11 protein-coding genes and 1 tRNA gene are annotated in these 10,548 nt (G+C 61.8%); 3 read left to right on the top strand and 9 right to left on the bottom strand.

Annotation, left to right across the window (positions count from 1 at the left end):
* Nucleotides 1-258 precede the first annotated feature (258 nt).
* Nucleotides 259-522, top strand: coding sequence for a hypothetical protein (locus tag AC1D1X_RS07480; RefSeq protein WP_477668216.1), 264 nt, complete (start codon nt 259-261; stop codon nt 520-522).
* Here the strand turns inward: AC1D1X_RS07480 and AC1D1X_RS07475 are convergent.
* Nucleotides 508-597, bottom strand: a tRNA-Ser gene (locus tag AC1D1X_RS07475). The genes AC1D1X_RS07480 and AC1D1X_RS07475 overlap by 15 nt on opposite strands.
* A 353-nt stretch (nt 598-950) precedes the next feature.
* On the opposite strand from AC1D1X_RS07475, the gene AC1D1X_RS07470 reads away from it, so the two are divergent.
* Complete coding sequence (locus tag AC1D1X_RS07470; RefSeq protein WP_477668215.1) at nt 951-1,259, top strand: hypothetical protein; 309 nt, start codon at nt 951-953, stop codon at nt 1,257-1,259.
* A gap of 235 nt (nt 1,260-1,494) precedes the next feature.
* Here AC1D1X_RS07470 and ureG read toward each other — a convergent pair whose 3' ends face one another.
* The 8 genes from ureG to AC1D1X_RS07430 form a co-directional block, all read right to left on the bottom strand.
* Complete coding sequence (ureG, locus tag AC1D1X_RS07465; protein WP_477668214.1) at nt 1,495-2,163, bottom strand: urease accessory protein UreG; 669 nt, start codon at nt 2,161-2,163, stop codon at nt 1,495-1,497.
* Nucleotides 2,164-2,205: 42 nt separating this feature from the next.
* The gene (locus AC1D1X_RS07460; protein ID WP_477668913.1) at nt 2,206-2,907 is read right to left on the bottom strand and encodes an urease accessory protein UreF; all 702 of its coding nucleotides are present in this window, start codon (nt 2,905-2,907) and stop codon (nt 2,206-2,208) included.
* Between the two features lie 5 nt (nt 2,908-2,912).
* Nucleotides 2,913-3,530, bottom strand: a complete 618-nt coding sequence (ureE, locus tag AC1D1X_RS07455; protein WP_477668912.1) for an urease accessory protein UreE — start codon at nt 3,528-3,530, stop codon at nt 2,913-2,915.
* Between the two features lie 82 nt (nt 3,531-3,612).
* Complete coding sequence (locus AC1D1X_RS07450) at nt 3,613-4,134, bottom strand: hypothetical protein (RefSeq protein ID WP_477668213.1); 522 nt, start codon at nt 4,132-4,134, stop codon at nt 3,613-3,615.
* A 55-nt stretch (nt 4,135-4,189) separates the two neighbouring features.
* The gene (ureC, locus tag AC1D1X_RS07445) at nt 4,190-5,908 is read right to left on the bottom strand and encodes an urease subunit alpha (RefSeq protein ID WP_477698066.1); all 1,719 of its coding nucleotides are present in this window, start codon (nt 5,906-5,908) and stop codon (nt 4,190-4,192) included.
* Entirely contained in the window at nt 5,908-6,213 is a 306-nt protein-coding gene (locus tag AC1D1X_RS07440) for an urease subunit beta (RefSeq protein ID WP_477668211.1), read from the bottom strand. Before AC1D1X_RS07440 ends, ureC begins: the two co-directional genes overlap by 1 nt.
* A gap of 8 nt (nt 6,214-6,221) precedes the next feature.
* The gene (locus tag AC1D1X_RS07435) at nt 6,222-6,839 is read right to left on the bottom strand and encodes a HupE/UreJ family protein (protein ID WP_477698065.1); all 618 of its coding nucleotides are present in this window, start codon (nt 6,837-6,839) and stop codon (nt 6,222-6,224) included.
* Between the two features lie 21 nt (nt 6,840-6,860).
* Nucleotides 6,861-7,163 carry an urease subunit gamma gene (locus AC1D1X_RS07430; RefSeq protein ID WP_007874763.1) on the bottom strand — a complete coding sequence of 101 codons (303 nt, stop codon included), beginning with the start codon at nt 7,161-7,163 and terminating at the stop codon, nt 6,861-6,863.
* A 165-nt stretch (nt 7,164-7,328) separates the two neighbouring features.
* Here AC1D1X_RS07430 and AC1D1X_RS07425 point away from each other — a divergent pair.
* Nucleotides 7,329-10,548 (top strand): hybrid sensor histidine kinase/response regulator (locus AC1D1X_RS07425; protein ID WP_477698067.1); only part of this gene is annotated, 3,220 nt, incomplete at its 3' end.

The following is a 10,548-nucleotide window of genomic DNA, read 5'->3' as shown; positions in this document are numbered from 1 at the left end:
GGCTAAAGGATGTCGGGTATCGGGTTGTCCGGTATCCGCAGATACCTGACGCGGCAAAACTTCTAGCCGACTTCGCAACTGCTCCCTGAAAGCCCACTGGATTCCTCCTCATGAAGGTAGCTAGGCAAAGGTGCTAGCTGCTCTTGTAAAAAATAGTGACCGAATGTCAATATTTGAATTACAGTTCAGAGAATGACAATCTGTCAACAAATAAATTGACAGCCAGTCATAAAATATTTGGAACCCAGGAGATCAGCTATGACCAACACCATGGAATTACTCACCAAAGCACTTGAGATGAAGCGCGCTGCGCATTGGTGTGATGAGCTGAATTTGGATCTGTCGACAATCTCTCAAGCAAAGAAGCGTGGCCGGCTAAGCCCTACGCTTGCTGGTAACTTTGCTATCAAATTAGGAGAAAATCCAGAGCACTGGATTGCGGTTGCAGCGCTTGAGGCTGAACCGGAGAGCACACTTTTAGACCAGCTAAAGGCCAGTGCCAACAAGTGGCGGAAGCGGTGAGATTCGAACTCACGGAGGACTTGCATCCTCGGCAGTTTTCRAGACTGCTGCATTCAACCGCTCTGCCACGCTTCCGAGCCGCATAGTTTAACCGCTAGTCGGCGCTCATCTGGCTCGTTGATGAGCCACTGTCGATAAATGCGGTTTCGCAGCCTGGACAACAGGCGCGCCTGGCGCATCGGCTGCCTTCCACACATTGAATTACTCACGAGGGCAGGGTGCTGCCAAAAATAGAGGGCTGAAGTCCACCTCTTTTGGTTCGTCATTGGTCACTTTGTGACTGTCAAGCAAATAGAGCCAAAAAAACGGACTTATTTCCTGGAACTATTTCCTCTCCGCTTCCCAAACGTTTTTGGGAACGGTGACTAAAGGCGCTGGTACAGCCATGATTGAAACATTCAGTTACAGCACTTTAAGAGGACACAAATATGACTGCTCCAGCATTCACCCCCGAGTCGGCAGAGAAGGTTACTACGGCATTTGTGCATGCCACCGGCGCCCGCTGGTCGTTTCCGCGGGTCGAAGTCCAGGACCGCGGAACCTTCATGTTGATTAGCGTGGACTCACTTTCCCCAGAAATCCAGGAAATTGGGTTATCCGTCAAGAAATCCATTGCGCATGCCCTGAACCAGGTCATTCCGGCGCACCCTACGCAACGGTTCGGTAACTGGATGGTCGTTTTCTTCCGGGACGGCAGGATGTTCGAAACTGTTCACCCCAGCGAGTTTGAGGTGTAAGGACGCCAGAGTGGCCTGCTATCTGCCTGCTATATATATATGAGTCAGCCGCCCGTCGTGGCCAGGGCCTGTCGCCGAAACGCTGTCCGCAGGCGGCATTCACGACCTTGTCCTACACACCGCCAGCCAGCCGCTGGCTAAACTTTCCTTGCGGCCCGTCCTGGGTCGCACCTCCCTCCACTGGCGAAGCCAGTTTTACTGCCCGGTCCTCCGGGCTTTTTTTTGCCTGCTCGCCCTACGCGGCTTCGGGCTGGGCCAGCAGCATCCCTTTTGTCTCGATAAACGCAATGACCTCCGCAAGGCCGGCATTGGTCTTGAGATTGGTCATGACAAAAGGCTTCAGGCCCTTGGCCGTGGTGCGCATGCGGATGGTGTCCGCCTCCATCACGCCCAGGTCGGCGCCGACATGGGGCGCCAGGTCGGTTTTGTTGATGACGAACAGATCGCTTTTGGTGATGCCCGGCCCGCCTTTGCGCGGGATCTTCTCGCCGGCGGCCACGTCGATCACATAGATGGTGAGGTCGCTCAGCTCGGGACTGAAGGTGGCGGCCAGGTTGTCGCCGCCGGACTCGACGAACACGATGTCGGCGTTGGGGAAGTCCACCAGCATGCGGTCTATGGCTTCGAGGTTGATCGAGGCGTCTTCGCGTATGGCGGTGTGCGGGCAGCCGCCGGTTTCCACGCCCATGATGCGTTCGGCGTCCAGCGCGCCGCTGACGGTCAGGATGCGCTGGTCTTCCTTGGTGTAAATGTCGTTGGTGATGGCGACCAGGTCGTATTTGGCCTTCATGCCTTTGCACAGCATTTCAAGCAATGTGGTTTTGCCGGAACCGACGGGGCCCCCTATGCCGACGCGCAAGGGGGGGAGCTTTTTGGTGCGGTTGGCGATGTGATGCAGGCTCATGGGGGGCTTTTTTGGAATTGCGGTCAGATTTGCAATGAGGTTTCAGGAGCGGAACAGCCGCGAATACTGGGTTTCATGCTGTGAAGAAAGAATGGCCAGCATGGGTGAAAAGGCCTGGCGTTCGTCATCCGACAGCTGCATGGCGGCCTCGACCGCTGCAGGTATGCCGCCAGCAAGGCGCGCCAGCATGCGCTGGCCGGCGCTTTGCCCTAAAGGCACTGATTTGATGGCGGCTTGTGTCATGTTTTCCGCCCAGCCGAAAGCGTAAGCCAGCAGGCAGTCGCGCACGCCTGCCTCGGTCTGTGAAACGGCCAGCGCAAAGGCGACGGGGAAGGTCGGCTGCATCTGCGCGCAGGCCTCAATATGCGCTGTGTTGGCGTCGTCATGGTTGCGCAGCCAGTCCAGCAGGGATCTGCCCATTTGCTCGGCCTGGGCACGCAGTTCGCTGGTTTCCCGGGTTTGCAGCACCCAGGCATTGAGTTGCTGCACGCGTAGCAGGTCACCCGAGCGCCAGGCAGGAATAGCCTGGGCAATGACCGCCAGGTCACCGCGCGCCAGGCTGATCTGGAGCTGGTCGGTCAGCCAGTCGCTTGCTATCATTTCTGTAGCTGGTTGCGCACGATCCATGGCGGTTTCAAGCCCTTCCGAGTATGAAAATCCGCCTACAGGCAAGGCCGGGGAGGCCAGCCAGATGAGCTGGAGCAGGCTGGCGGCCGGTAGCTGCCCTGCAGGCGCGGCGGACATGTCCATCAACGCGCCTGGTGCGGCTTGTGCCTGTGAATCTGGATGGCGACCGGCAGGGCTTCGTGGGTGTGGTCGTCATGACCATGATTGCAGTCGGGGCCATGCACGTGTGGCGCGGCGGCGGGCTGCGCGTGGTCATGGGAATGGTCATGCCCATGGCTGTGTCCGCCAGCGCTGTAGGCGCCGCCTTCAGGTTCGAACGCTTCTTCAACTTCGTTCACGATCAGGTGCATGGCACGCAGCATGTCGGCCAGCACATGGTCGGGTTCAATTTTCAGGTGGTCCGGCTTGAGTTCAATCGGCACATGCCGGTTGCCCAGGTGGTAAGCGGCGCGCGTCAGGTCGAAAGGGGAGCCATGCGACGGGCAAGCGGTGATGCGGAGCACGGCTTGAGGCGCGGCAATCACCTTGACCATGGAGCCGTCTTCCGCCACCAGCACGTCGCCGCCACGCACCAGCGTGCCGCGCGGCAGGAACACACCAAGGTGGCGGCCGAGCGAGTCGGTCGCGTCAAATCGGCTTTTTTGGCGCACATCCCAGTCGAGCTCGACGATGGCGGCGCGTTTAAGAAGCACGGGCGCGAGGCCCTTGCCTTGCGGGAGGACTTTGGAGCACTGCAACACGGAGGGGGTCATTGTCGGCAAAGCGTTGTTGCGGGATTTATGTTGCTTTGAAGGCACCCGTGAAGCCCGTTTTTTTCGCAGCTCATTGCGCCTTCTTGAACACGACCACCAAATGAGAGGTGATTTGTGTGGAGGGTGAACTGCTTACCTCGAGGGACACCCCCTCGCTTTCCCAAATGGCGCCGCCGAACAGACCGGCGTGGCGCGATTCCAGGGTCATGGACTTGGGCGCGCCGTATTTTTTGCGGAGCTCAGCGGCAATCTTCTCGAAGTTGATCTTGGTCGATGCGTTCTGCACGTATTCGTCTTCCTGCCGGGCCAGCACGTTGACGAGCTTGTCGTCGATGAAGCGGAAGCAGGTGTTGAACTTCACGCCGGCGAGGGCCAGACTCGCTTCTCGTAGGCAGGTGCCCCAGGGCTTGCCGCTCGGTGCCGCCGCAATGGGTTTGGCGGAGGGAAAGCGCTTGGACACATCAGCCGGCGACATGCCCACTTGCGTGCCGGGCCATAGTTCCTGGGCGTGACTTGCGGCGGCGGCGCAGGCCAATGCGGTAGCGATCAAGGCAAGGCGCGCGGCGGACTCGAACGGTGTGGTGGGGTTCATAGCGGAAGGTGAGTGAGCGAGATTCCCGATTGTCGCAGCGCCTCTGCGTCGCCGGTTAGAAAAGAAAATACCGTTGCGTCATCGGCAGGCTGGTGGCTGGCTCGCAGGTCAGCAGCTGACCGTCTGCGCGTACCAGGTAGGTCTGTGYGTCGACTTCCATCCTGGGCAGATAGGCATTGTGGACCATGTGCTGCTTGCGCACGCCGCGCACGTTTTTCACGGCGCTCACGGTCTTGGCCAGGCCGAAGCGTTCCTTGACGCCAGCGTTCAGCCCCGCTTGCGAGACAAAGGTCAGCGAACCCTTGGCAATCGCGCCGCCGAAGCCGCCGAACATGGGGCGGTAATGCACCGGCTGCGGCGTGGGGATGGAGGCGTTCGGGTCGCCCATGGCCGCCATGGCGATAAAGCCGCCTTTGAGGATGACCGAGGGCTTGATGCCGAAGAAAGCCGGTTTCCACACCACCAGGTCGGCCCACTTGCCCAACTCGACTGAGCCAACCTCGTGCGAGATGCCATGGGCAATCGCTGGGTTGATGGTGTATTTGCTGATGTAGCGCTTGGCGCGGAAGTTGTCGTGGCGGTCGCTGTCACCGGGCAGCTTGCCGCGCTGCAGCTTCATCTTGTGCGCGGTCTGCCAGGTGCGGATGATGRCCTCGCCGACGCGGCCCATGGCCTGACTGTCACTGCTCATCATGCTAATGGCGCCCAGGTCGTGCAGCACGTCTTCGGCTGCGATGGTTTCCTTGCGGATGCGGCTTTCCGCAAAGGCCAGGTCTTCGGCGATGCCGGCGTCCAGGTGGTGGCACACCATCAGCATGTCGACGTGTTCGTCGAGCGTGTTGACGGTATAGGGCATGGTGGGGTTGGTGGAGGAGGGCAGGAAGTTCTCTTCGCCGACCACGCGCAGGATGTCGGGGGCATGGCCGCCGCCCGCGCCTTCGGTGTGAAAGGCGCAGAGGCTGCGGCCTTTGGTGGCGGCAATCGTGTTTTCGACAAAGCCGGATTCGTTAAGCGTGTCGCTGTGGATAGCGACCTGTGTGTCGGTTTCTTCCGCAACATCCAGGCAGTTGCTGATGGCCGCGGGCGTGGTACCCCAGTCTTCGTGCAGTTTCAGGCCGATGACACCGGCGTTGATCTGCTCGTGCAGCGCGGCGGGCAGGCTGGCATTGCCCTTGCCCAGGAAGCCCAGGTTCATCGGGAAGGCGTCGGCTGCCTGCAGCATGCGCTCGATGTTCCAGGGGCCGGGCGTGCAGGTGGTGGCAAAGGTGCCGGTGGCCGGGCCTGTGCCGCCGCCCAGCATGGTGGTGATGCCGGCAGTCAGYGCTTCCTCGATCTGCTGCGGGCAGATGAAGTGGATGTGCGAGTCGATGCCGCCAGCCGTGACGATCATGCCCTCGCAGCTGATGATCTCGGTGCCGGGGCCGATGATCATGTCGACGCCGGGTTGGGTGTCGGGGTTGCCGGCCTTGCCGATGGCGGCGATGCGCCCGCCCTTCAGGCCGATGTCGGCCTTCACGATGCCCCAGTGGTCGATGATGAGCGCGTTTGTCATCACGCAGTCCATCGCGCCTTCGGCCCGGGTTTTTTGCGACTGGGCCATGCCGTCGCGAATCGTCTTGCCGCCGCCGAATTTGACTTCCTCGCCGTAGCTGCCGGCGCGCAGCGTGTAGTCGGCTTCGACTTCGACCACCAAATCCGTATCGGCCAGCCGCAGCCGGTCACCGACGGTGGGGCCGAACATTTCCGCGTAGGCGCGGCGTCCAATTGTTGCCATCAAAGTGCTCCCTGCACGAGTCCTCGGAATCCGTAAACCTTGCGGTCGCCTGCGAATTCCACCAGTTCCACCGTGCGCTGCTGCCCCGGCTCGAAGCGCACGGCCGTGCCCGACGCGATGTTCAGCCGCATGCCGCGCGCGGCGTCGCGGTCAAAGCCAAGCGCGCCGTTGGTTTCGGCAAAGTGGTAGTGCGAGCCGACCTGTATGGGCCGGTCGGCCGTGTTCTGCACAACGACGGTCAGCGTGCGCCGGCCTGCATTGAGTACGTGGTCGGGGCCGTCGGTGATGAGTTCGCCGGGAATCATGGTGCGCCTCAGGCCAGTTGGGCGAGCAGGGTCACGCCGAAGAGGGCGACGGYGGCGCCAGCCGCGCGCGGCAGCCAGACGCTGGCACTGCGCAGCGCCCAGCCCGCACCCAGGCCCGCCAGGTGCAGCAGCAGCGTCGCGGCCAGCATGCCCGACAGCGTGGCCCAGGCGCTGGGTGCCCCGGCGAGTTCATAACCATGGGCAAGACCGTGKAAGACGGCGAACACACCAACGACGAGCGCCGCCGCAATGCCGGGCACATGCCAGCGCGTCACGACCAGCAGGCCGGTGACCAGCAGCGAAGCCGCGATCATGGGCTCGACGGCGGGAATCTCCAGACCCTGCAGGCCCAGCAGGGCGCCTGCCAGCAGCATGCCGGCAAAGCCCAGCGGACCCCACAGCAATTCGGGGCCGGCGCGTCGAGCGACCAGGGCGCTCCACAGGCCCACGGCCACCATGGCCGCAAGGTGGTCCATGCCTGTCAGCGGGTGGATGAAGCCGCTGAAGAAAGCACTGGCGTGGTCGTGCACCGCAGCGCCGGATTGATGATCAATATGGGCGCTGGCGCCCGCCGATATTGCGCAAGCAGCTATCAAAAAAAGAGCGTTTTTGGTTTTGATTTGCATGGTGGCGATCTCGGGTAATGCTTAAACAATGGGCTGGTGCACGGTGACCAGCTTGGTACCGTCGGGAAAAGTCGCTTCGACCTGGATGTCGGGGATCAGCTCGGGGATGCCGTCCATCACATCGGCGCGGGTCAGCACCGTGCGGCCCTCGCTCATCAGCTGGGCGACGGATTTGCCGTCGCGCGCACCTTCCATGACGGCGGCGCTGATGAGGGCTACGGACTCGGGGTAGTTGAGCTTGAGGCCGCGGGCGCGGCGCCTTTCGGCGAGCAGGGCAGCGGTAAAAATAAGGAGCTTGTCTTTTTCTCGGGGCGTCAATTCCATGGGGCTCTCTCAGGGCAGGCTGCCGGCTTGGGGATGCTTGCCGGGGTGCAAGAATGGTGCCATAAGAAACGTGAGCCACCAAGGCCGCCCCGGGCAGGATGCATGGCACAGAACATGCACCTGAAGACGGTCAATCACTCCGCGCCCGGCGCATCTGCCCACCCTATGGACGCCCCGCTCACGCCCCAGCTGCCGCCACTGCCGCCCGAAGCGGCCGGGGCCGCGCCTTTGGCGGCAGAAGCGCCGCCGCTGCAGCGCATCATCAAGGTCAGGCGCGACTACAACAGCTGGGTGGCCAGCGAAACCATGGAAGACTACGCGCTGCGTTTCACGCCGCAGCGCTTTCGCAAGTGGTCCGAGTGGCGGGTTGCCAACACCGCGTTCGGCGCGGCTTCTTTCCTGATCCTTGAAGCCGTGGGCGCCACGCTGCTGGTGAAGTACGGGTTTACCAACGCCTTCTGGGCGATCATGGCCACCGGGCTCATCATTTTCATGGCGGGCCTGCCCATCAGCATTTACGCGGCGCGCTATGGCGTCGACATGGACCTGCTGACGCGCGGCGCCGGTTTTGGCTATATCGGCTCCACGCTGACCTCGCTGATCTACGCCTCGTTTACCTTTATCTTTTTCGCGCTGGAAGCGGCGGTCATGGCTTACGCGCTGGACCTCGCCCTGGGTATCCCGCCCAGTTGGGGCTACCTGATCTGCGCGCTGGTGGTCATTCCGCTGGTAACCCATGGCGTCTCCGCGATCTCCCGCCTGCAGGTCTGGACGCAGCCTTTATGGCTGGTCATGCTGGTGGTGCCTTTTGTTTATGTCTTCCTGCGCGATCCCGGTGCGTTTTCGGGTGTTCTGCACTACGGAGGGGAAACTGGAACAAACGGTGAATTCAATTTGCACCTGTTTGGTGCTGCTTTAACGGTCGGAATCGCACTGATCACCCAGATGGGCGAGCAAGCCGACTATTTGCGCTTCATGCCGGTGCAGACAGAGGCCAACCGCTGGCGATGGTGGGGGGGCGTGCTGGTGGGGGGACCAGGCTGGGTGCTACTCGGCGTGGTGAAAATGCTGGGCGGCGCTTTGCTAGCCTATCTGGCCATCTCCAACATGGTCCCGCTGGACCGGGCGGTAGACCCCAACCAGATGTACCTTGCGGCCTACGAGTATGTCTTTCCGAATTACGGCATGGCGGTGGCGGCCACGGCGCTGTTCGTGGTGGTGTCTCAGCTCAAGATCAATGTGACCAACGCGTACGCCGGTTCGCTGGCGTGGTCGAATTTTTTCTCGCGCATCACGCACAGCCACCCCGGGCGGGTGGTCTGGGTGGTGTTCAACACGCTCATTGCCTTCATGCTGATGGAGATGAATGTGTTCCAGGCGCTGGGCGACGTGTTGGGGCTGTATTCGAACATCGCCATCGCCTGGGTGATGGCTGTCRTCGCCGACCTGGTCGTCAACAAACCATTGGGCCTTTCTCCCAAAGGCATTGAATTCAAACGGGCCCACCTGTACGACATCAACCCGGTCGGTGTGGGCGCCATGGCGCTGGCTTCGCTGTTGTCGGTTACAGCGCATCTGGGGCTTTACGGCGAAACGGCGCGGGCTTTTTCCGCGGTGATCGCCATGGGCACCGCATTTGTGGCCGCGCCCCTGATCGCCTGGGCGACCCGGGGCCGTTACTACATTGCGCGCAGCTCCGGAGCGACTTCTTCCGACGGTTCCTACAAGCGCTATGCAACGCAGCAGTGTGTGATTTGTGAACGCGCCTACGAAGGCCCGGACATGGCACACTGCCCCGCCTACCAGGGGCCCATCTGCTCGCTGTGCTGCACGCTGGACGCGCGCTGCGGCGACCTGTGCAAGCCGCACGCCAGCCTGTCGGCGCAGTGGTCCGGTGCGCTGCGCTGGCTGCTGCCGCGCCGCATCTGGCCTTACCTGGATACGGGCCTGGGCCATTTCCTGCTGCTCATGCTCATCATCGTGCCGCTGCTGGCCAGCGTGTTCGGCCTGCTTTACCACCAGGAAATCAGCGCGCTGGCGGACATCGAACCCTCTGAGCCGGCTTTGCGTTCAGGTTTCATGAAGGCGTACATGGCCTTGCTGGTCATTGCCGGCCTTGTTGCCTGGTGGCTGGTGCTGGCGCACAAAAGCCGCCAGGTGGCCCAGGAAGAATCGAACCGCCAGACCCATTTGCTGATGCGCGAGATCGAGTCGCACCGGCAAACAGACGAAGCGCTGCAACAGGCCAAGCTGGTGGCCGAAGAGGCCCGCCGCCATGCCGACCAGGCCAACCAGGCGAAAAGCCGCTATATCAGCGCCATCAGCCACGAATTGCGCACGCCGCTCAACAGCATCCTGGGTTACGCGCAGCTGATGGGTGAAGACAACGCCATACCGCCGCACCGCAAACAGGCGGTCAGCGTCATCAAGCGCGGGGGCGAACACCTGCTCTCGCTGATCGAGGGAACGCTCGATATTGCCCGCATCGAGGCGGGCAAGCTCACGCTGAATGTCAAGCCCATGCATTTCGCCGACTGTGTGCACGAGATGGCCGGCATGTTCGAGCTGCAGGCCGCCGCCAAGGGTCTCGGGTTCCGCTTTGAGACCAGCGGTCATCTGCCGGAGCTGGTGCGGGCCGATGAGAAACGCGTTCGGCAGATTCTCATCAATTTGCTGGGCAACGCCATCAAGTTCACGGCGCAGGGCCAGGTAATTTTCAGGTTGCGCCATGCGCGCGAGATGGCCTACATCGACATCGAAGATACCGGCCCGGGCATGGGTGAGGCGGAGTTGGCGCAGATTTTTGAGCCCTTTGCACGCGGGGCTACAGCCGGCCAAAGCGCGGAAGGCACACCGGGCGCCGGTTTGGGTTTGACGATTGCCAAGATGCTGACCGACCTGATGGGTGGCGAGATGACGGTGGTCAGCACCCCGGGCGAAGGCTCGATTTTCCGCATCCGGCTGTTTTTGCCCGAAGTGCACGTGGCTGCAGGAGCCGTCAAGGATGCCGCCACCAAACCAGCCAGGCGCCAGCCGCGCGGCTATGACGGGGTTCGCCGCAAGCTGCTGGTGGTCGACAACGAAGAGCCTGACCGTGAACTGCTGGTACAACTGCTTGAGCCCATGGGATTTGAATTGCGTACCGCCGCCAGCGGTCACGATTGCATGGACCTGCTGGCCAGCGGGTACCGGCCCGACGTGATCTTCATGGACCTGGCCATGCCGGGGATCGATGGCTGGGAAACCCTGCGCCGTGTGCGTGCRTCAGGGCACGAGGACATTCATCTCGCCATTGTTTCCGCCAACGCATTCGACAAGGGCGCCGAGAACGATGCCGGCATCCTTCCCGAGGACTTCATCCTCAAACCGGTGCGCCATACCGAAC

It is taken from the genome of Polaromonas sp. P1_G4 (assembly GCF_056405475.1).
Note: the sequence above shows the minus strand (reverse complement) of the source record. Positions and strands in the feature narration are given on the sequence as shown.